The organism is Nonomuraea insulae, from assembly GCF_042656245.1.
In genome coordinates, this window is record NZ_JBHSPA010000017.1 from 84,069 (window position 1) to 104,223 (window position 20,155).

General features: G+C 71.1%; 19 protein-coding genes. 5 read left to right on the top strand and 14 right to left on the bottom strand.

Going from position 1 to position 20,155, the window contains the following annotated elements:
- Positions 1-39: 39 nt before the first annotated feature.
- Complete coding sequence (locus ACFPZ3_RS13820) at positions 40-708, bottom strand: response regulator (RefSeq protein WP_379514454.1); 669 nt, start codon at positions 706-708, stop codon at positions 40-42.
- On the bottom strand, positions 705-1,841 hold the full coding sequence (locus ACFPZ3_RS13825) for a sensor histidine kinase (protein ID WP_379514455.1): 1,137 nt from the start codon (positions 1,839-1,841) through the stop codon (positions 705-707). The genes ACFPZ3_RS13820 and ACFPZ3_RS13825 overlap by 4 nt, the downstream gene beginning before the upstream one ends.
- A gap of 69 nt (positions 1,842-1,910) precedes the next feature.
- Here ACFPZ3_RS13825 and ACFPZ3_RS13830 point away from each other — a divergent pair, with 69 nt between their 5' ends.
- Positions 1,911-2,132, top strand: a complete 222-nt coding sequence (locus tag ACFPZ3_RS13830) for a hypothetical protein (RefSeq protein ID WP_379514456.1) — start codon at positions 1,911-1,913, stop codon at positions 2,130-2,132.
- A gap of 17 nt (positions 2,133-2,149) precedes the next feature.
- Here the strand turns inward: ACFPZ3_RS13830 and ACFPZ3_RS13835 are convergent, their stop codons facing one another.
- The 3 genes from ACFPZ3_RS13835 to ACFPZ3_RS13845 all read right to left on the bottom strand — a co-directional run bounded on the left by ACFPZ3_RS13835 (position 2,150) and on the right by ACFPZ3_RS13845 (position 7,140).
- Positions 2,150-3,073: a fatty acid desaturase family protein gene (locus ACFPZ3_RS13835; RefSeq protein ID WP_379514457.1), complete on the bottom strand. Its 924-nt coding sequence runs from the start codon at positions 3,071-3,073 to the stop codon at positions 2,150-2,152.
- Between the two features lie 182 nt (positions 3,074-3,255).
- Entirely contained in the window at positions 3,256-6,108 is a 2,853-nt protein-coding gene (locus ACFPZ3_RS13840) for an AfsR/SARP family transcriptional regulator (protein WP_379514458.1), read from the bottom strand.
- 642 nt (positions 6,109-6,750) lie between these two features.
- Positions 6,751-7,140: an FAD-dependent oxidoreductase gene (locus ACFPZ3_RS13845; protein WP_379514459.1), complete on the bottom strand. Its 390-nt coding sequence runs from the start codon at positions 7,138-7,140 to the stop codon at positions 6,751-6,753.
- Between the two features lie 65 nt (positions 7,141-7,205).
- On the opposite strand from ACFPZ3_RS13845, the gene ACFPZ3_RS13850 reads away from it, so the two are divergent.
- From ACFPZ3_RS13850 to ACFPZ3_RS13860, 3 genes are read left to right on the top strand one after another with little or no spacing between them, the layout of a single operon-like run.
- Positions 7,206-7,808, top strand: coding sequence for a TetR/AcrR family transcriptional regulator (locus ACFPZ3_RS13850; protein ID WP_379514460.1), 603 nt, complete (start codon positions 7,206-7,208; stop codon positions 7,806-7,808).
- Between the two features lie 36 nt (positions 7,809-7,844).
- On the top strand, positions 7,845-8,816 hold the full coding sequence (locus tag ACFPZ3_RS13855; RefSeq protein WP_379514461.1) for an NAD-dependent epimerase/dehydratase family protein: 972 nt from the start codon (positions 7,845-7,847) through the stop codon (positions 8,814-8,816).
- 36 nt (positions 8,817-8,852) lie between these two features.
- Entirely contained in the window at positions 8,853-9,533 is a 681-nt protein-coding gene (locus tag ACFPZ3_RS13860) for a glycosyltransferase family 2 protein (RefSeq protein ID WP_379514462.1), read from the top strand.
- Here the strand turns inward: ACFPZ3_RS13860 and ACFPZ3_RS13865 are convergent.
- A complete protein-coding gene (locus ACFPZ3_RS13865) occupies positions 9,503-10,441 on the bottom strand; it encodes a beta-ketoacyl-ACP synthase III (protein ID WP_379514463.1) in 939 nt (312 codons plus the stop codon). The genes ACFPZ3_RS13860 and ACFPZ3_RS13865 overlap by 31 nt on opposite strands.
- Before the next feature lie 46 nt (positions 10,442-10,487).
- On the opposite strand from ACFPZ3_RS13865, the gene ACFPZ3_RS13870 reads away from it, so the two are divergent.
- Entirely contained in the window at positions 10,488-11,078 is a 591-nt protein-coding gene (locus ACFPZ3_RS13870) for a TetR/AcrR family transcriptional regulator (RefSeq protein WP_379514464.1), read from the top strand.
- A 70-nt stretch (positions 11,079-11,148) separates the two neighbouring features.
- Here the strand turns inward: ACFPZ3_RS13870 and ACFPZ3_RS13875 are convergent, their stop codons facing one another.
- From ACFPZ3_RS13875 to ACFPZ3_RS13910, 8 genes are all read right to left on the bottom strand, one after another.
- Complete coding sequence (locus ACFPZ3_RS13875) at positions 11,149-11,361, bottom strand: hypothetical protein (protein WP_379514465.1); 213 nt, start codon at positions 11,359-11,361, stop codon at positions 11,149-11,151.
- A 37-nt stretch (positions 11,362-11,398) separates the two neighbouring features.
- Positions 11,399-11,749: a YybH family protein gene (locus ACFPZ3_RS13880; RefSeq protein WP_379514466.1), complete on the bottom strand. Its 351-nt coding sequence runs from the start codon at positions 11,747-11,749 to the stop codon at positions 11,399-11,401.
- Between the two features lie 5 nt (positions 11,750-11,754).
- The gene (locus tag ACFPZ3_RS13885) at positions 11,755-12,072 is read right to left on the bottom strand and encodes a DUF3140 domain-containing protein (protein ID WP_379514467.1); all 318 of its coding nucleotides are present in this window, start codon (positions 12,070-12,072) and stop codon (positions 11,755-11,757) included.
- A gap of 42 nt (positions 12,073-12,114) precedes the next feature.
- Positions 12,115-12,564, bottom strand: coding sequence for a YdeI/OmpD-associated family protein (locus ACFPZ3_RS13890; protein WP_379514468.1), 450 nt, complete (start codon positions 12,562-12,564; stop codon positions 12,115-12,117).
- Between the two features lie 211 nt (positions 12,565-12,775).
- Positions 12,776-13,789 carry a LacI family DNA-binding transcriptional regulator gene (locus ACFPZ3_RS13895; protein WP_379514469.1) on the bottom strand — a complete coding sequence of 338 codons (1,014 nt, stop codon included), beginning with the start codon at positions 13,787-13,789 and terminating at the stop codon, positions 12,776-12,778.
- 17 nt (positions 13,790-13,806) lie between these two features.
- Complete coding sequence (locus tag ACFPZ3_RS13900; RefSeq protein ID WP_379514470.1) at positions 13,807-14,076, bottom strand: sulfurtransferase TusA family protein; 270 nt, start codon at positions 14,074-14,076, stop codon at positions 13,807-13,809.
- 12 nt (positions 14,077-14,088) lie between these two features.
- Positions 14,089-16,101, bottom strand: coding sequence for a sensor histidine kinase (locus ACFPZ3_RS13905; RefSeq protein WP_379514471.1), 2,013 nt, complete (start codon positions 16,099-16,101; stop codon positions 14,089-14,091).
- Positions 16,102-16,162: 61 nt separating this feature from the next.
- Positions 16,163-20,155 carry an Ig-like domain-containing protein gene (locus ACFPZ3_RS13910; RefSeq protein ID WP_379514472.1) on the bottom strand — a complete coding sequence of 1,331 codons (3,993 nt, stop codon included), beginning with the start codon at positions 20,153-20,155 and terminating at the stop codon, positions 16,163-16,165.

The window sequence follows — 20,155 nt, forward strand, 5'->3', positions numbered from 1 at the left end:
CGTACATCCCGGGTCGCATGGGGCGGCCCGGCGTACCACTCAGGGTGTAAGCCAGCCCGGGGTGATCATGCCGGCCTCGTACGCGAGGACTACGAGCTGCGCTCTGTCGCGCACGCCCAGCTTGGTCATGATGCGGCTGACGTGCGTCTTCGCCGTGGCGGGGCTGAGCACGAGGCGGGCCGCGATCTCGTCGTTCGACAGGCCGCCGGCCACCAGCGTCATGACCTCGCGCTCCCGCTCGGTGAGCGCGTTGAGCCGGGGTCCCGGCTCCGGGCGCTTGACCCGGCCGGCGAACTCGGCGATGAGCCGCCGGGTGATCGACGGCGCGATCAGCGCGTCGCCCCTGGCCACGACCCGGACCGCGTGGATCAGCTCGGCCGGCTCGGTGTCCTTGACCAGGAACCCGGCGGCGCCGACCCGCAGCGCGCCGTAGACGTAGTCGTCCAGGTCGAACGTGGTCAGGATGATCACCCTGACGCCGTCGAGCGCGGAGTCCCCGGCGATGCGGCGGGTGGCCTCCAGGCCGTCGAGTTCTGGCATGCGGATGTCCATGAGCACCACGTCGGGCCGGTGCTCGCGGGCCCCGGCGACCGCCTGCGCGCCGTTGGCGGCCTCGGCCACCACCTCGATGTCGTCCTCGTCGCTGAGGATGGACCGGAACCCGGCGCGTACCAAGGTCTGGTCGTCGGCGAGCAGTACGCGGATCATCGAGCCCCGTTCGTCGGCTGGGTCAGTGGTAATGAGGCGGCGACGCGGAAGCCGCCTTCGGGGCGCGGGCCGGCCTCCAGGGTGCCGCCGAGCGCGGTGGCGCGCTCGCGCATGCCCTGCACGCCGAAGCCGGCGCCCTCGTCGTAGGTGGCGCCCGGCCCGTCATCCTCCACGCAGATGACGATATTTCCGGACGTGGTGGTGATGGTGAGGGTTGCTTGGTCTGTGCCGGAGTGGCGGGAGACGTTGGTCAGCGCCTCCCTGACGATGCGGGTGGCGGCCAGGTCCACCTCGGTGGGCACCGCGTCGAGCGGCCCCGACAACTCCGTACGGACCTCCAGCCCCGACGCCGCCACCAGCGTCTCCACCCGGGCCAGGCTGTCGGCGGGCGCGGTCGGCGCGTCCTCGTCCACCTGCCGCAGCACGCCCAGCGTGGTACGCAGCTCGCGCAGCGTCTCCTTACTGGTGTCCTTGATCGTCCGCAACGCCGCCTCGGCGTCCTCCGGCCGCTTCTTCAGCCCGTGCAGCGCCGCCGCGGCCTGCACGTTGATCATGGAGACGTTGTGCCCCAGCACGTCGTGCAGCTCCCTGGCGATCCGCAGCCGCTCCTCGCCGGCCCGCCGCCTGGCCTCCTCCTCCTTGCTGCGCAGGGCGTCGGCCGCGTGCTTGCGGGCCTCCACGAGGTAGGCGCGGCGGTTGCGGGTGACGCCGCCGAACGCGATGGCGGCCACCACCCACCCGGTGATCATCATGAACTCGCTGTCGCCCACGTGCCTGACCGCGCCGATCTCGCCCACGCCCAGGCCCATCAGCGAGGCGGCTCCCGCGGCGATGGCCGCGGCGAGGTGGCCCCGGTCGGCGGCGGTGTAGAGCGCGACGAACACCAGCACGATGATCGGCGCGTCCAGCTTCGCCCAGGGGTAGTACACGGCCACCGACACCACCACGACGACCAGCGTCGCGACGGGGTAGCGCGCCCGCACCAGCATCGCGCCGCAGGCCAGCAGCGGCAGCACGACATCCAGCGTGTTCACCCCGGCGGAGCCGCGGAAGGCGTAGGTGATGACGACGCCGGCCAGCGTGGCGGCGACCCAGGCGAGAGACACGATCGTGCTGGTCGACGGCCTGCTCATGGGGCCCATTCTGTACGTCTGCGCATATGTCAGGGTAATCGGCGGCACGCATTTGGGTAGAGCCGATGAATGAGCACTAAGGACGAACTCCGGCAGGTCGAAGAGGACCTGGCCCGGCTCCGAGCCGAGAACCAGGAAGTACGCGACCAGATCCGGGACATGGGCGCGACCGACCAGGTGGAGATCTCGGCGGTGATCAGCCAGGCGGACGAGCAGGTCGAGCTGATCGCCGACCTCGAACGCCGCCGCGACAGCCTGATCAGGAAGCTGGAGGAGGAGGGCGCCCGCTGAGGGCGCCCAGCCCCTTTCTAGCGACGGAGAGGGGCCCCGACTTCGTGCAGGTGGCTCAACGCCTGCCCGTACGACTCGACCAGCCCGGTCTGGAGATAGTCGACGCCGATCTCCGCGCAGTACTGCTCCACGATCGGCTGGGCGCGGCGCAGGTTCGGGGCGGGCATGTGCGGGAACAGGTGGTGCTCGATCTGGTAGTTGAGCTGGCCGAGCGCGATGTCGGTGAACACGCCGCCTCGGACGTTGCGCGAGGTCAGCACCTGCTTGCGAAGGAAGTCGAGCTTGTCGTCCTTGGTCAGCACGGGCATGCCCTTGTGGTTGGGCGCGAACGTGGACCCCAGGTAGAGCCCGAACAACCCCTGGTGCACGACCAGGAACAGCAGCGCCATGCCGAACGGCAGCACGGTGAAGATCAGGCCGAAGTAGAGGACGACGTGCGTGACGAGCAGCGTCAGCTCCAGGCCGCGGCGCTTGGTCGTGGGCTCGAGCAGCGCCTTGAAGCTGGCGATGTGGAGGTGCCACGCTTCGAGCGTGAGCAGCGGGAAGAACCAGTAGGCCTGATACTTCGCGATGAATCGTGGCAGTCCGGCGCTGTTGACGGCCTGCCCCTCGGACCAGACGATCACCGCGGGGGAGACGTCGGGGTCGTGGTCCTCGTGGTTGGGATTGGCGTGGTGGCGGTTGTGCTTGGTGGTCCACCAGCCCCAGCCGAGCCCGACGCCGAAGTTGCCGATGATCAGCCCCGCGATGTCACTCGGCGGCCGGGTCCTGAAGACCTGCCGGTGCCCGAGGTCGTGGGCGAGGAATCCGAGTTGCGCGAAGACCACGGCCATCGCGACGGCGACGAGGAGTTGCAGCCACGAGTCGCCCACCCAGGCGAACAGGGCCCAGCCGCCGAAGTAGAGGACGGCGTTGATGCTGATGCGAACGGCGTAATACACGGGACGCCGGTCCAGAAGACCGGCGTCCGCGATTCGATGGGCTAGTCGGGCGAAGTCACTGCCTCGAGTGTCGATCGTGCCGGGACTGGCCACTGCTCTCCTTACCTCGCGGTGCAAGTTGCCCTAACCTTGGCGCATTAGTCGTAAAACTGAAAGAACGTAGGGTGACGGGGTGAGCGGTATCACGGGGAGGAGAGCGGGCTCAGCGCGTACCTCTCGGGATTCGGCATCGACGCGCCCGTTTCCAGAGCCGCCTGATAGCCGTTGGTGCCCAGCGTACCCGCACATCTCGCGCCCAGGTCCTTGACGAAGGGGTCGGCGGACTCGCCGATCCCGCGCAGTGCCCGGGCGGCGCCCAGTAACTCGGCGGCCGGCAGCGGGTCCAGGTGCCACGCCACGCCCTCCAGCACGGTCGCCCGCGCCGTCCTGTCGGAGCAGTCGATCATCAACTCCAGGGCCCGGCGCAGCGGCCCGGCCGGCTCGGGGCTCACCCTGGCCAGCTCGACGTGCATGAACGCCCTGCACTGCGTGGACACCTCGGCGTCGAGCGCCAGCGCCGCCTTCAGCAGCCGCTCCGCCGCACCGGGATCGCCGGTACGCCGGGCCAGCTCGGCCCGGGCGTGCATGACCCTGGCCACGATGCCCTGGTCCTGCGACCGCACGGCCGCCGCCCAGGCCCGCTCCAGCACCTCTGCCGCCCCCGTGTGATCGCCCGCCCGCGCCTTGAGCTGCCCCAGCCGCAGCAGGAACGTCATCGGCCCCAGCGGGGTCTCCAGCCCGGACAACTCGGCCGCCAGCCGCTCCGGCTCCTCGCCGAGGGCGACCGCCGCCGCGAAGTCGCCCCGGTTCTCCGCCACCAGCGACAACCAGTAGAGCGCCGCCCACTGCCCCCACCGGTCGCCGGTCTTCCTGAACCCGGCCAGCGCCGGCTCCAGCAGGTCCTCCGCCCCCGCCACCGGCCCGTACTCGAACCGCACGAGGCCCGCGATCAGCAGCGCCGCCGACCTGGTCCACCGGTCGGGATGCGTACGCAGCCGGGCCACGCCCCGCTCGGTCAGCTCCACCACGTCGTCGGGCGGCTCGGTCACGCCGCCCAGCGCCCAGGAGTTCAGCGCGGCCGGATGGTCGGACTCGTACACCGCCCGGCTGATCCCCGCCCCTGTCACCACCTGGCACAGACCGTGGGCCAGCTCCCGCCCCGGCGGCGCCACCGCACCCACCCTGGCCAGCACCGCCGCGGCCTGCTCGCCCACCTCGCGCTGGCGCCCGCGCATGATCCACGGCCACAGCCGCGGCAGGATGACCCTGAGCGGGTCGTCGGAGTGCCGCAGCGCCGCGTCGAGATTGCCCTGCTCGGCGTCCAGCACGGCCAGCCAGGTGAGCTGCTCGCCGGTCCGCAGGTGCGGGTCAGCGCGCTCGGCCAGCTCGGTGTAGTAGCGGGCGTGGGCCTGGCGCAGCTCGGGCAGGTCGGCGGCGGCGTACTGCCTGATGGTCTCCAGCATCGTGTAGCGGTCGCCGGAGACGGCGATGAGCGACTTGTCCACCAGTGAGGAGAGCAGGTCGGGGGCGCCGCCGCAGACCTGGGAGACGGCCTCGTACGTGGCGCCGCCGGAGAAGACCGTCAGGCCGCGCAGCAGCTCGCGCTCGCGCTCCGACAGCAGGTTCCAGCTCCAGTCGATGACCGCCCGCAGCGTGCGGTGCCTCGGCTCCGACGTCCGCCCGCCCCTGAAGGCCAGCCGGTCGCCGAGCTGCTCGACCAGCACGGACACCGGCATCGTGCGCAGCCGGGCGGCGGCCAGCTCGATCGCCAGCGGAATGCCGTCCAGCTCCCGGCAGATCCGCGCCGCCTGCTCCCCGTCCATCGTCAGGTCCGGCCGCGCCGCGGCCGCCCGGTCCCTGAGCAGCTCGGTGGCCGGCCCCTCGGGCAGCGGCAGCACCTGGTGCAGGCTCTCGCCGGGAATGTCCAGCGGCTCCCTGCTGGTGGCCAGGATCCGCAGCCCCGCCACCTCCGACAACAGCCACCGCGCCACCCGCGCGGCCTCCTCGACCACGTGCTCGCAGTTGTCCAGCACGATCAGCGGCTCGGTGCCGCGCAACGCGGTGACGAGGTCGGTCGCCTTCAGCACCCCCTCGACCGTCGCCCGCACGCTCGCCGCCGACGCCAGCTCGACCAGCCACACCCCATCCGGTACGTCCAGCGCCGCCGCCATCTCGATGGCCAGCCGCGTCTTCCCGGCCCCGCCAGGGCCGACGAGCGTGACGAGCCTGGCCAGACCGAGCAACCGCCCAAGCCTGGAAATATCCTGCGATCGCCCCACAAAGCTCGTCACCGGCGCCGGCACGTTGCTCCGCGGCTCCGCCTCCCGCAACGCCTCCAGATGCGCCTGCCGCAACTCCGGCCCAGGATCGACGCCCAGCTCCTCCACCAGGGCGGTCTTGATCCGCTCGAAGACGGTGAGCGCCTCCGCCCGCCGCCCCTTGGCGCTCAGCGCCCGCATGAGCAGCGCATGGAACGGCTCCCGCACCGGATGAGCGGCGACCAGCCCCTCCAGCTCCGCCACCAGCCCGGTGACGCCCTGATCGGAGGGCCGGGCGAGGTCGGCGGCGATCCTGTTGGCCAGGGCGGTGAGGCGCAGCTCCTCAAGCCGTGCCGCGGGGCCCGAGGCGAACGGCAGGCCGGCCGCGTCCGACAGCGAGGTGCCCCGCCACAACTCCAGCGCCCGCCGTACGTCACCGTCGCGGACCAGGCGCTCGAACGCCCACGCGTCCACCTCGCCCGGCGGCACATCCAGCGCGTATCCGGCCGGATGCGACGAGATCAGCCCGGGCGCCTCCCTGCGCGCCCTGGACACCAGCGACTGCAGCGCCGCCATCGGATGCGCGGGCGGATCGTCCGGCCACAGGTCGTCGATCAGCCGATCGGCGCTCACCACCCGGCCGGGGTCCAGGGCGAGCCGCACCAGCAACGCCCGCACCCGGGCCCCGCCGATCTCCTTGCCCGCCACCCGCAGCGATCCCAGAATCCCGACCCGCATCCACCCTCCACGACCGCGCGCCGAGTCCACAGTACGCACCCTGCGCGCTCCCGCGTCGCAGCGGAAGACGCCGTGCTCAGAAACCGAGCCGCTCCCGCAACATCTCGACCGGCAGATGCGGCACCGTGGCCTCGCCGAACTCCGGCAGCCCCACGACCAGCTCATCCTCCACGATCCGCAGCCCTTCCGCCGCGATGTACCCCTTGCTGCGGCGCGGCTCGATGTTGTAGAAGCTCCCGGCGCCGTACTCGATCCGCACGCTCCGCACCGCCGGCCGCGCGCTGGCCAGACAGGCGCCCATCGGCAACCCCAGCTCTGTCGTCGAGGTGAGCGTGTGGGCGTTGCCGGCCACGACGAGCGCGGGTTCGGCGTGCGCGGCCAGCACCCGTTCGGCCATCGAGGCGTCCCGCTGCGACCAGTCGCCGGTGAACGTGCCCCCGTCGAACAACGAGACCGAGACCTCCGGGATCGCCTTGAGCACCGCGAAGTGTCCCGCCGTGACGCGCCCGTCGCCGAGCCACCACAGCGGATGGTCGAGCCCGGTCCCGTCCGCGAGGTAGACGTCGAGCTGCGGTTGGAGGGACTCGGGCCATTCGAGGGCGAGGTGGGTCAGCTCCAGGGACCGCATGAGCGCGAGGATGATCAGCGGGTTCTCCCTGACCCCGTGCACCTCGCCGAGCAGCAGCAGCCCCGACTCCTCGATCGAGCGCCTGGCCCGGTCGAGCGCGGCCGCCTCGATCGGGAGCTCGTAGTCGTCCGTACGGAATTCGGCGACGGCCTCGAGCAGGCCGTCCAGCGTGTCGACGCCTGGCATGACTCCACAGTCATCGCCGAGGTCGTCTCGCGCAACAGGCACACGGTCAGGAGAACACCTTGACCTTGAGCGAAGGCACCCGCTGGACCAGGCCCAGCCGGTCGGCCGGGGGTCCGGTCCCGTTCGTAGACGGTCACGTCGAGGCCCGCCCCGCGCAGCCCCTGGGCCAGGCAGAGCCCGCCGATCCCGCCGCCGATGATCGCGATGTTCTTCGTCATGGCACCGACTATCACCCGTACGGCTAATTGAGTCAACCATCCGGATGGATGATAAGCTCCGGACCATGAGACGAGCACCCGAGGAGAAGCAGCGCGACCCCGAGCGCACGAAGGCGCGGATCTTGCAGGCTGCACTGGAGGAGTTCGCGGCCAAGGGGTTCGCGGGGGCGCGGGTCAGCGAGATCGCCGCCAGGGCCGGGGTGAACAAGCAGCTCATCTCTTACTATTTCGGTGGAAAAGAGGGCCTCCATCGGGCGCTCACCGCCCGCTGGCAGGCCGAGGAGAGCACGTTCGCCGGTCGCTCGGGCTCGCTCGGTGAGCTGGCCGCCGACTACGTGCGCGCCAACGCCGCCCACCGCGACTACGGCCGGCTGATGCTCTGGCAGAGCCTCACCGACGACGGGCCGCCCGATCCGGCGTTCGTGGCCGACGTGCGGCGGGAGCTCGACCACCTGCGCCGCCGACAGGAGGACGGCGAGTTCCCCGCCGACCTCGACCCCGCCGCCGTCCTGGTGACGCTGTTCGCGGTGGCGGCGGCCGGCATCTCCCTGCCCCAGCTCATCAGGGCCGTCTTCGACCAGGACCCGGCCTCGCCCGAGTTCGCCGAGCACTACGCGCGGGAGGTCGCCAAACTGGTGGGCCACCTGCGCGACGTTCCCGCTCCGTAAGAACCGCACGGCGCGGGCGGGTGTTGGATCGGCGGCATGCGCGTACTCCTCACCGGCTCGGCGGGCTTCATCGGCAGCCACATCGCGGAAATCCTCAACTCCGAGGCCCTCGGCTTCGATCTCCGCGACGGCCTGGACATCCGTGACCCGGACGCCCTGGACCGCCTCCTGCCCGGCGTCGACGCCGTGATCCACCAGGCCGCCAAGGTCGGGCTCGGCGTGAACGTGGCCGACCTGCCCGACTACGCCGCCGTCAACGCGTACGGCACCGCCGTCCTCCTGGCCGCCATGGCCCGCCACGGGGTCGGCCGGCTGGTGCTGGCCTCCTCCATGGTCGTGTACGGCGAGGGCGCCTACGACTGCCCCCGGCACGGCCGCGTCCGCCCCGGCCCCAGACAGCCCTCAGACCTGGCCCAGGGCATGTTCGACCCCCGCTGCCCGCACTGCGGCGACGTCCTGACCCCCTCCGTCATCTCGGAGGACGCCCCCCTGGACCCCCGCAACGCCTACGCCACCACGAAGCTGGCCCAGGAACACCTGGCCGCCAACTGGGCCCGCGAAACCTCCGGCACCGCCGTGGCCCTGCGCTACCACAACGTCTACGGCCCCAGAATGCCGAGGAACACGCCCTATGCCGGGGTGGCGTCCCTGTTCCTGTCGTCCCTCCTCGCCGGCCGGGCGCCCCGGGTGTTCGAGGACGGGGGTCAGCGGCGGGACTTCGTGCACGTACGCGACGTGGCCCGCGCCAACGTCCTGGCGCTCGGGGCGGGGACGCCTGGGGCGCTGACGGCGTACAACATCGCCAGCGGCACCCCGCACACGGTCGGCGACCTGGCCTCGGCCCTGGCGGCACAGACCGGCGGGCCCGCGCCGGTGACCACGGGCGAGTACCGGCTCGGGGACGTCCGCCACATCGTCGCCTCCCCGGACCGCGCGGCCCGGGAGCTGGAGTTCAGGGCGGAGATCGCGTTCGAGGACGGGATCAAGGAGTTCGTCACCGGGCTGTAAGGGTTGGGCGGGCGCTGGGGCCCTAGCGTCGTATCCGTGATCGATGTCGTGTTGCCCTGTCTTGACGAGGCCGAAGCGCTGCCCTGGGTGCTGGGCCGCATGCCGCCCGGCTACCGCCCCATCGTGGTCGACAACGGTTCCAGCGACGGCTCGGAGAGGCTGGCCGCCGAGCTCGGAGCCCTCGTCGTACGCGAGCCGCTGCGCGGTTTCGGCGCCGCCTGCCACGCCGGGCTCCTGGCCGCCTCCAGCGAGATCGTCTGCTTCATGGACGCCGACGCCTCCCTCGACCCCGCCCAGCTCCCCCTCGTCACCGGCCCCGTCGCCCAGGGGGAGGCGGAGCTGGTGCTCGGGCGGCGGGTGCCCGTGGAGGCCGGGGCCTGGCCGGTGCACGCGCGGCTCGGGAACGCCGTGCTCGCGCGCCGCCTGCGCCGTACCGCCGGGGTGCCGGTGCGGGATCTGGGGCCGATGCGGGCCTGCCGGCGGACGGCGCTGGCAGGGTTGGGGCTGGTGGACCGGCGGTTCGGGTATCCGCTGGAGATGGTCCTGAGGGCCGCTGCCGAGGGGTGGCGCGTCGCCGAGATCGACGTGCGGTACCTGCCGCGAGCCGGGCGGTCCAAGGTGACGGGCACCGTACGCGGGACGTTGCGCGCCATCGGCGACATGCGGGCCGTCATGGCCGTGCACCGTCAGGGGCAGCGCACGACCATCCCCGCGTAGGACAGGTTCCCGCCGAACCCGAAGAGCAACATCGGCGCGCCCTTCGCCACCTCGCCCCGCTCCAGCAGCTTCGCCAGCGCCAGCGGCACGCTCGCGGCCGAGGTGTTGCCCGACTCCACGACGTCGCGCGCCACGATCGCGTTGACCGCGCCGAGCTTCTTGGCGATGGGTTCGATGATGCGCAGGTTCGCCTGGTGCAGGACGACCGCCGCCAGTTCCTCGGGCCGTACGCCGCCGCGCTCGCACGCCAGGCGGGCGATGTCCGGGAGCTGGGTGGTGGCCCAGCGGTAGACGGTCTGACCGTCCTGGGCGAAGCGGGTGGGAGCGCCCTCGATCCGTACGGCGCTGCCCAGGTCGGGCGCCGACCCCCACACGACGGGCCCGATCTCCGCCTCCTCGGCCGCGCTCACCACGGCCGCCCCCGCCCCGTCGCCCGTCAGCACGCACGTGGTCCTGTCGGTCCAGTCGGTCACCGCCGTCATCTTGTCCACCCCCACGACCAGGGCGTTCGTGGCCGCTCCCGCGCGGATGGCGTGATCGGCCTGGGCCAGGGCGTGGGTGAAGCCCGAGCACGACACCCCGAGGTCCATCAGCGCGCCGCCGGGCACGCCGAGCCGCGCCGCGACGCGGGAGGCGACGTTGGGGGCGCGCTCGGTCTGGGTGCAGGTGGCGATCAGCACGAGGTCGATGGCGGAGGCGTTCAGCCCGCTCCCGGCCAGCGCCTTCTCGGCGGCCTGCGCCGCCATGTCCGCCACGCTCTCGCCGTCCCCGGCCACATGTCTGGTACGAATGCCGACCCGCTTGCTGATCCACTCGTCGCTGGTGTCCACCATGGCCGCCAGATCATCATTAGTCAGGACCTTGGCGGGTTGGTAATGGCCTGTGGCGACAAGTCGTGATCCGTTCATGCGGCGGACTATAGCAAGCGAACGTTCGGACGCTAATCTGACCCGCATGCGTAAGTCTGCCGTCGAAGCGCTCGGTACGCGTGCGGCCATCCTCGACCGTTCCGTCGCCATCGCCTCCATGGAAGGGCTCGAAGGGCTGACCATCGGGCGTCTCGCCACGGAGCTGAGCATGAGCAAGTCGGGCGTCCTCGGGCACTTCGGCTCCAAGCAGGCCCTTCAGCTCGCGGTCCTGGGCCGGGCCGACGAGATCTTCCGCGCCGAGGTCTGGGAGCCCGCCAGGCCCGCCGCCCCGGGGCTGACCCGGCTGCGGGTGCTCTGCGAGGCGTGGGTCTCCTACCTGGAGCGCCAGGTCTTCCCCGGCGGGTGCTTCTTCGTGGCCGCCGCCCACGAGTTCGACGGCCGCCCTGGGCCGGTGCGGGACGCGGTCGAGGCCCGCTTCGACGCCTGGCGCGAGCGGCTGGCCAAGGAGGTGCGCCGCGCCGTGGACGCGGGTGACCTGCCCGCGGGCACGGATCCTGGGCGCCTGGTGTTCGAGCTGCTGGGGGTGGCGATGGCGCTCAACCACGCCACCCAGCTCCACCGCGACCCGCACGCCGCCACCTACGCCCGCCAGGCCATGAAGGCCCGTCTCGGGTGAGCACAGGGCGTGCCGAAGCGCCGGTCCGGCGTGGCCGGTACGCCAGGACCGATCGGGCGGGAGACTTGCGTTACTCCGAGGAGAGGCGGTCGAACAAGGCGAGTGCGGCTTGCCTGACCTCCTCCGGTGCGACCCCGTCCAAGGTGTTCCTGGCGTCGGCGATGTCGCGGGTGGTGGCGAGCGTGATGGCCACGGACGAGGCGGCGGCGCGGTCGATCGATCCCGTCGGGGCGGAGTCGGCCAGTTGCTGGGCGCTCGCGGCGAGGTCGAGGTTGTCTCTCAACGGATCTCCTCGGGTGAAGACGGTTCGGCCCATTGCATCATTTGAGGTCGTGCCGCATCCACCATTCGGTGAATTCCCGGCATCGCCCGTCAGGCACGAATCGGATCACCCAGAGGTTACTGTACGTTTTGTCGGGATATGTGGTGACCCCCTGGATAACGCTTACCTCATCCCTCATGGTCACCGGATGCCACTCGAACGTGGCCTCACCAGGCTTGTCCTGCCGCCCCAGCCACTGCGAGACGATCTCCTCGCGCCCCTGCCAGGGAGAGCTGTAGGGCTCCGTGTAGTAGACCGCGTCCGAAGTGAACAGGGCGGCGATGTCGTCGGGATCGTTGGAGTTCCACGCGCGGACGTATCCCTCGATCCACGACTTCGGCTCGGCCATCACGCCTATCCTTTCAGTGGATCATGTCCGACGGACATGAGCTCACGCCGCGACTCGTCGTCCGTACGCTCGCCCATGGTCTCGACGAGGTCCACGACCTGCCGCATCACTTCGAGGTCGACCTTGGTGAGGTCGCCCTTCCGCTTGTTCAGGACGTGCAGCACGGCCCGGCCCAGCGTGTCGATGCCCATGTCCGGGTCGGGCGGGAAGCCCTCCTCGTCGGAGGCGTCGGCGAGCAGGTAGGAGCGCAGTTCCTGGGAGTTCATGTTGACCTTCCGGTGGAACTCGTCCCACAACATGTCGGTGTCGAAACCATCAGCCATGATGGGCCGACTACCCGCCAGGCCTCGCGTTACGCACCGGCGTCAGCCGATGCCGTCGGCGAGCTTGGCCACCGTGTCGGACACCCGCCGCTGCCGGGTCTCCGGCTTCTTGGCGCCCTCGATCTGCAGGATGTAACGCTGTTTGCGGGAGTAGGAGAGGCTCTCGAAGAACTTCCCGGCCTCCGGCGCCCCGTCGAGCGCCGCCGCCAGGTCGTCGGGCACCTTGACCTCCCTGGGCGCGGTGTCGAGTGAGAGCTCCACCTCGGCCTCGTCGCCCGCGGCCAGTCCCGCGCCCTGCCGGCGTTCGGCGCTGAGCGGCAGCATGAAACGGCCGTCCATCGTGGCCACGGTGCTGCGGTAGGTGTAGGAGCCGTTGATGGTGACGTTCACGGCGGGCCGTCGGCCGGCGCCGAGACCCTCGACGACCTCGGCCGGGACCTCGAAACCCGTGGCGGTCTTGCCGCCCAGCTCGATCGTGGTGCGGAAGCGCATCGGAAGGAACCTCTCAGACAAGATTCGGTCTCGTTTGAGTATGCATGTACTTATACCGTCCCAGAGTCACTCAGTCAGTCTGGAGTCGTCTCCGCGCGGGGGACGCCGGGGACGGCTCCCCGGAGCGTGCCGCGAAGGAGGGGACGACACGTGCCGCGGGCCGGGCCGATGGTCTGCCAGCCATGGCCCAGCCCGCGGCAGGTGTCGTGAGTCACCCGGAGTGAGTGGGCCCCGTGCTGCCGCGCGGCGTGAGGATGGCCGCCTGGTCCTCGTAGGGCGGCACGCTCTCACCCGCGATCAACGCGAGCAGGCGCTGCGCGGCGTGCGCCCCGTAGGCCGGGATGTCGCGGGTCAGGGCGGTCAGCGGCGGGCGCACGACCTGGGCCAGCGGCGAGTCGTCCCAGGCCACGATGGACAGGTCACGCGGCACCTCCACCCGCATCTCCTGCGCCACCGACAGGCCCGCCACGGCCATGATGTCGTTGTCGTAGACGATGGCCGTGGGCCTGTCGGGCGAGCTGAGCAGCCGCCTGGTGGCCCTGGCCCCCTCTTCGCCGGTGTAGTCGGTGTGCACGATGACGTGCTCGGCCACGCCTTCACACGCCTCGGTGAACGCCTGGTCGCGCACCCTCGTGTGGACCAGCTCGGGCAGCCCGGCCACCCGCGCGACGCGGCGGTGCCCCAGCGCCAGCAGGTAGCCGACGGTCTCGCGCACGGCCTCGCCGTCGTCGGACCAGATGGCCGACAGCGAGCCCGACTCGGACGGATGGCCGATGACGACGACCGGCATGCCGAGCCGCTCCAGCTCCGTCACCCGGCCGTCCGAGTAGTGCAGGTCCACCAGGAACACGCCGTCGATGCGGCTCTCGCCCCACCAGTGCCGGTAGACCTCGCTCTCCTGCTGGTGGCTGGTGACGACCTGGAGCAGCAGCGCGTAGGAGCGGTCGGCGAGCACCCCCTCGATGCCGCTGATCAGCTCCATGAAGAACGGCTCGACGCCCAGGATGCGCGCGGGCCGGCACAACGCCAGGCCGACGCAATTGGCCCGGGCGCCGTTGAGCGCCCGCGCCGCGCTGTTGGGCCGCCAGCCGATCTCGTCGGCGATGGCGATGATCCTGGCCCGCGTCGCCTGCGACACTCCCGGCTGCCCGTTGAGCGCGTAGGAGACGGCCACCTTGGACACTCCCGCGCGGCTGGCGATGTCGGCGATCGTGGGTCTCTTCACGGTAAGATATTAACCGCTTAAGCCGCGTGCCAGGGCTTCGCGTCCTGTGTCTCCATGGCCGCTTCCGCCACGCGCAGCGCGTAGGTGGCCCGCTCCGCGCCCGCCACCGGCCCCAGATAGGTGTGCCCGGTCATGTGGCACCACGCGGGCAGGTCGACCGGCGCGGCCGGATCGGAGGCGATCAGGTGGATCACGGCGCCGGGACCGGCCTGGCGCACGTGGGCGCGCAGCTCGATGAGCAACTGCACGCACAACTTGTCGCCGCCGTCCACTACGAGATCAGGCATGCGTATAGGAAATCATCCCTCCAGTCCCGTATGCACCACGGGTCGGCCGCTCAGCAGCGGGAGCATGACCTCGACGCGGGTGCCCGCGCCCGGCCGGCCGGTCACCACGCAGATGCCGCCCAGCTCGGCCGCCCGCTCGCGCATCGAGCCGAGGCCCACGCCCGTCCTGTGCGACTCGGGCAGGCCCTTGCCGTCGTCGGCGATCAGCACCCGGAGCACCGCCTGCTCCCGCTGGATGGCGATCGTGGCGCTCGACGCCTCGGCGTGCCGGCGGATGTTGGTGAGTGCCTCCTGGACGATGCGGTACACGGCCACCTCCACGGCCGCGGGCAGGTCCTCCACCGGCCCGTCGACCTCGACCTCGGTGTCCGGGGGCGCCTGGCCGGCCAGGTCGCGGACCGCCTGGGCCAGGCCGAGGTCGTCGAGGGCGGGCGGGCGCAGGCCGTACACGAGCTCGCGGATGTCGTTCGTGACGGCGCTCATGCCGGTGTGCAGGTCGCGCAGCAGGTCGTCGGCCGCGTCGGGGGAGTTCCTGAGGCTGAGCCTGGCCATGTTGAGGGTCATCGCCATGGCCGACAGGGTCTGGCCGAGGCCGTCGTGCAGGTCGCGGCGCAGGCGGCGGCGCTCCTCCTCCCTGGCCGTGAGGATTCGCTCGCGCGAACGTTGCAGGTCGGCGGCCATGCGCACCGCGTGGGCCACGTCCGCCGCGTACGGGGTGAGCGTGGCCAGCACCCGCTCGTTGTGCGCGGCGGGGAAGCGGCGCGGCCCCGGCGCGCCGACGAGCAGCCGCCCCACCCGGGTCCCGTGCCAGACGAGCGGCACCTCCCGCGGCGCGGGGCCGACCCGGCCGCTCTCGACGTAGCGGGGTTCGCCGTCGGCCACCTCCACGGCCACGCCCTCGACCGCCAGCCCGTCGCGCAGCACGCCCACCACCGAGGTCAGCGCCTTGGCCGGGTCGCCGCGGCGCACGGCCTGGGTCAGCCGCTCGGCCAGCACGCCGGGGTCGCCGACCGCGCCGTACAGGAGCCGGTCCACGGCCCGCTGCAACGCACGCCGCAGCGGCTGGAAGAACGCGCCCGCGAACAGCGCGGCGGCGATCCCGGCCACCTGGTCGTAGCCGGAGAGCACCAGGCCGGACAGCGTGCCCACGCCGAAGTAGACGGCGCTGACCACGGCCACCACGCCCGCCGCCACGAAGGCGCGGCTGACGACCGTGTCGATCCCGTAGAGCCGGTAGCGCATCACCGAGAACGCGATCGCGAACGGGATCGCCGCCGCCCACACGATCGCGGGCCACATGAAGACGGGCCAGATCGCCCCCGCGACCAGGAACACGATGTACCCGGAGAACGCGAGCAGCGGCCAGCCGATCTGCCGCCGCCTCACCGGATCGGCCCGCCGAATCCGCACCGCCATCGACAACGCCGCCAGTGCCATCGCGGTGTAGATGCCCGTCCAGCTCACGACGGTCACGACGGCCGCGTACGGCTCCAGCGCGGGAACCTGCAACGGATTCGGGATGACCTCGGGGAAGCGGTACCCCTCGGGCGGCGGCGGCACCCTGACCAGGTATCGCACGGTCGCGGCCGTGATCGCGGCGCAGCCCAGCGCCAGGGCCGGCCACCATCGTCTCGACGGCAGACGCCCGTCAGGCGAGTACAACGGCAGCACCATCGTCAGCGTCACCCCGCACACCGCCCACCCGAGCTGCGTCGGGACCCGTAACCAGCCCGCGACGACCGGCTCCCCGATTGCGGCGAACCGGAACATCAGCGCGCCGGACAGGTCGCTGATCCCGGCCGCCAGCCCGCCGGCGCACATCAGCCAGGCCAGGTTCAGCCGCGGCCGGTGGAAGATGAGGAACGCGCCGACGGCGGGGAAGGTGAAGACGACCGCGCTCTGCGGGGTCACGGTCTCGGCGGGCGTCCACTCGGCGGGCAGCCCCGCCCAGGCCAGGATCGCGGCCAGGCCCAGGATCGGCGAGGCCACGGCCATGGCGGCGGCTGCAACGGTCCTGCCGGTCATCCGTGGGACCACCTCTCCGTCCTGGCCCCGCGAAACGGGCGAGGCCAGGACAGAATAGGCGCTACTCGACCGTGACGGTGGCCTGCGCGGCGACGGTCGTGCCCGTCACCTGGCCGCTCACGGTGAACGTCCCCGGCTGGGCGTATTTACCGGGATCGACGGTCTCCCAGGTGACGGCCACCGAGCTGTCCTTCGACCCGTCGTTGTACGTCGCCACGACGGTCTTGGGCAGCGCGGGGGCGGCCCCCGCCCGGGTCGTGACGGCCTCGCCGGCGATCGAGGTGATCGTCACCGCCGAGGTGGTGCGGACGTACACGGTGGCCTGGGCGGGCCGGCGCACGCCTTCCGCCAGCCCGGCGACGGTGAAGCTGGTGCCGCCCGTCCTGACCTGGTCGGCCGTCACCTGCTGCCAGGTGACGGCGGCCTGGCCTCGGGTGCCGTCCGCGTACAGGGTCTCGACGGTGGCGGGCAGCTTGGGCAGCGTGTCCACCGGCGTGGGCACGTGCGCGGGCAGGACCGAGTCCGGCGGCACCGCGAACGTCTTGACCTCCAGCAACCCGACCGAAGCCCCGCCGGACTCGAGCTGGACGCGCAGCTTCGAGGTCGTGACGGTGTCGAAGGAGACGGTGTTGTAGGCGTCCGCCGCCTTCGGGTAGGAGGCGGCGCCCGTGACGTCCTCGAAGGAGTCGCCGTCCCACTGCTGGATCTTCCACGAGGCGGGCACGCGCACGCCGCCGCCGTCGTCGAAGAAGTACACCTCGGCCTTGTTCACCCGCACGGGTGCGGGCCAGTCGAGCTGCACCCACTGCGTGCCCTGCTGCGGCCAGGTGCCCCAGCGCGGGTTGGCCCCGTCGTTGGAGCGCGGCGGGTCGATGCCGTCGTTGATCGCGGCGACCTTCTCCCACGGCGAGGTGTAGGAGGCGGTGGGCGTGGCGTAGGGGGCCACGTTCGCCTGCTCGCCCTGGGCGGTCGGGGTGACGGTCACGGTCGCGGAGGTGCTCTTGTCGCCGTCGGTGGCGGTGAGCCTCAGCCGGTACGTGCCCGCCTCCGAGAACGAGACCACCGTGCTCGTGCCGGTCGGGTCGGTGAAGAACGCGTCACCGGGCCCGTCCACCTTGGACCACTGGGTCGTCAGCCTGCCCGACGGCAGCCCGTCGTCCTTGACCACGGCCTCCACCCTGGCCTGCCCTGGGCGGCCGAACGCAGGGTCGGGCACGGCCAGCACGTACGGGGCCCGGTTGGCGGACGAACCGGCCGGCTCCTTCGCCAGGTACGCCTGGACCTCCTTCAGCCCCGTGTCGTACCCCGGCCGGTGCGTGACCAGCACGCGCAACCTCTGGGCGGTGACCGCCGGGAAGCGCACCTCGTTGAGGTTGGCCCGCGGATAGACCGGGGTCCTGGCCTGCTTCGGCACGTCCTTCCACGTCTCGCCGTCGAGATACTGCACCGAGTAGAAGGCCGGTTCGCCGTAGGTCTTGCGGTCGTTGTAGAAGTACAGCTTGACCTGGTCGACCTTCTGGGCCGAGCCGAGATCGACCGCCAGCCAGTCCTGTGGCTCGCCGGAGCCCTTGCTGCCCCAGTACGGCTCGTTGATCGTGAACCCGTCCACGGCCCCGGCCGGGTCGCCGTGCGAGGCGGTGGCCGATCTGACCAGGTTCGGACGGGTGGCACGCAGGTCCACCCCGGCCTTGCCGAACAGGTCCTCGACGCGGTCGCCGGTCAGCTTGACCTCGGTGGGCGACTTCAGCGCGCCCTTCTCGGCGTGCACCACCTGACCGCCCTCGACCTTGCCGGTCCTGGGATCCCAGACGGCGTGCGCGAGGCCGGACAGGGTGACCTTGCGCTTGCCGTCGATGAGAATCGAGTAGCCCTCGGGCACCCCGGCGTAGTGCTTCTTGCCGTCGCCCGGCTTGTCCCAGACGATGGTCAGGTCACTGCCCCGGTAGTCGACCCCGTTGACGGTGAAGTGGTCCCAGCCGATGTCCACCGGCCACAACTCGACCTTGCCGTCCGAGCGCGGGCGCAGGCCCATGGCGTCCTCGATGACGGTCCAGTTGCTGCTGCCCAGGATCGTGTGGTGGATCCAGGAGCGGTAGTCGATGGTCTTGGTCTTGGCGTTCCAGTTGGACCAGAACTCGTTGGCGTCGGGGTAGCGGGTGTCGCCGCCGACGAACGGGGACCAGGCGTTCCAGTACAGGAGCTGCTTGTACTGGTCGGCGGTGATGTAGGGGGAGGCGTACTGGCGCAGCGCCTTGGAGAACAGCGCGAAGTTACGGGTGGAGTTGATCTGCGAGAAGTTGTTGGAGCCCGGCTTGCCCTGGGCGGCGGCCTCCGCCTTGTCCTTCTGGTTGGCGGTGTACGCCGGGAAGATCGGATATTCCGCAGGATCGGCCCACAGGCGGAGCGCCTCCCGATATTTCGGGTCGTCCGTCGGCACCAGGCCCGTCGCGTACGGGATGTAGTTGTTGGACTCCTTCCACGGGATCAGGTTGCCGGTCTGCAGGTCGCGGTGCTTGAACAGCTTGTTCTGCTCGTCCCACAGCAGGGTCAGGATGCCGTTCCTGACCTTGTCGGCGACGCCTCGCATCTCGGTGGCCTTCGCCGCGTCGCCGGACAGCTCGTACGCCTGCGCCGCCGCCATCGCGTTGGCGTACACGTACGCGCCTTCGAGCCGCTCGTTGGCCCGGTCGTAGTAGTGGAACGACACCGCGTCGGCGTCGTTGCCGGTCATCGCCTCCCAGTCGTACTCGATGACGCCGTTGTCGTTGGAGTCGTACGCGTCGAGCTGCCCGTACACGTCCTTCTCGGCGTAGCGGGCGAGGTTGCGCAGGATCGACGGCTGCCCGCCGTGGAGCTGGTAGCTCTCCAGGGCCGAGGCCGAGATGTACTGCGTGTAGCTGTTCGACCAGTTCTCCGGATCACCCGGGTTGTCCGTATATTTCGAGTTACGTGACACCTCGCCTGCCGACACCCACGGCCCGTACGAGTAGATCGGGTCGCGCAGGTACTTCAGGTCCTGCACGAACATCGGCACGGTCAGCACGATCGCGTTGTTGTAGCCCAGCGCCCCCTCCACCGAGGTCGGGAACTGGAAGTCGTTCCCGGGGATGTCGGCGTCGAGGAAGTTGAAGCGCATCAGCCACCAGCGGTAGTAGACGAACTTCTTGATGTTCTCGTCGGGCACGTCGATGTAGGGCAGGTTCTCCGCCCACCAGGCGTTGTAGTCCTGGAGCTGCCGGCGCACGGCCTGCTCGGGCGAGCGGCCCTTGTAGCCGTCGTACTCGCCGCGCGACTTCGCCAGCTCCTCGGTGACGAAGCCCATCTGCACCTTGGTCCGCACGGTCCTGCCCGGCTGGACGGTGAGCGAGCCCTTGAGCGTGCCCTCGGAGACCTTCAGCCCGTCGCCGCTGAGCCTCGGGAAGATCGTGGTCAGCTTGTTCCTGGCCGGGACGACGCCGGTCAGCTCCCGGTCGCCGTCGGCGGTCTTCGCGTAGGGGGAGGTCACGGTGATCGGCACCGCGCGGGCCGCCGGGCCGGTGTTGGTGATCTCCAGGGTGGTCACGGCGACGTTCTCGTGGGTGATGAACTTCTTGAGCCCGACCGAGAGGCCGTCACCCGCGTACCGGCCGGTCCAGTGGCTGGGCATCTGCAGGCGCCCGGCGACGTCCTCGGTCAGGTCGGTGCCGAGCGAGATCACGTACGCGTCGCGGTTGTCGATGCTCTCCCAGTACGCGGCGTACCCGCCGAACCCGAGCTTGCTCGGGTCGTGCTCCTTCATGAACAGCGCACGCCCGCGCGACATCAGCCACGTCCCCGCCGGGTCGTCGCCCGGCCGGGCCAGCATGCGGTCGATCCAGTAGGAGTCGCCGCCCTTCTCCTTCTGGTAGATCTCCTCCATCATCCTGCGCGGGTGGTACCCCACGGGTTCGGCGGGCACCGGGTCGGCCCCGGTGAACACCGGCATGCCCAGCTCGTCCTGCGCCGCATGGGAGGGCGCCGTGCCGAGCGAGGCTGTGAGCGCTAACAGGGCCAAGCACACCAACGGTTTACGCAC

Coding starts and splice junctions, on each gene's coding strand:
- ACFPZ3_RS13820 (WP_379514454.1), bottom strand. CDS start 708: ATGATCCGCGTACTGCTCGCCGACGACCAGACCTTGGTACGCGCCGGG.
- ACFPZ3_RS13825 (WP_379514455.1), bottom strand. CDS start 1,841: ATGAGCAGGCCGTCGACCAGCACGATCGTGTCTCTCGCCTGGGTCGCC.
- ACFPZ3_RS13830 (WP_379514456.1), top strand. CDS start 1,911: ATGAGCACTAAGGACGAACTCCGGCAGGTCGAAGAGGACCTGGCCCGG.
- ACFPZ3_RS13840 (WP_379514458.1), bottom strand. CDS start 6,108: ATGCGGGTCGGGATTCTGGGATCGCTGCGGGTGGCGGGCAAGGAGATC.
- ACFPZ3_RS13845 (WP_379514459.1), bottom strand. CDS start 7,140: ATGACGAAGAACATCGCGATCATCGGCGGCGGGATCGGCGGGCTCTGC.
- ACFPZ3_RS13850 (WP_379514460.1), top strand. CDS start 7,206: ATGAGACGAGCACCCGAGGAGAAGCAGCGCGACCCCGAGCGCACGAAG.
- ACFPZ3_RS13855 (WP_379514461.1), top strand. CDS start 7,845: ATGCGCGTACTCCTCACCGGCTCGGCGGGCTTCATCGGCAGCCACATC.
- ACFPZ3_RS13865 (WP_379514463.1), bottom strand. CDS start 10,441: ATGAACGGATCACGACTTGTCGCCACAGGCCATTACCAACCCGCCAAG.
- ACFPZ3_RS13870 (WP_379514464.1), top strand. CDS start 10,488: ATGCGTAAGTCTGCCGTCGAAGCGCTCGGTACGCGTGCGGCCATCCTC.
- ACFPZ3_RS13880 (WP_379514466.1), bottom strand. CDS start 11,749: ATGGCCGAGCCGAAGTCGTGGATCGAGGGATACGTCCGCGCGTGGAAC.
- ACFPZ3_RS13885 (WP_379514467.1), bottom strand. CDS start 12,072: ATGGCTGATGGTTTCGACACCGACATGTTGTGGGACGAGTTCCACCGG.
- ACFPZ3_RS13890 (WP_379514468.1), bottom strand. CDS start 12,564: ATGCGCTTCCGCACCACGATCGAGCTGGGCGGCAAGACCGCCACGGGT.
- ACFPZ3_RS13900 (WP_379514470.1), bottom strand. CDS start 14,076: ATGCCTGATCTCGTAGTGGACGGCGGCGACAAGTTGTGCGTGCAGTTG.
- ACFPZ3_RS13905 (WP_379514471.1), bottom strand. CDS start 16,101: ATGACCGGCAGGACCGTTGCAGCCGCCGCCATGGCCGTGGCCTCGCCG.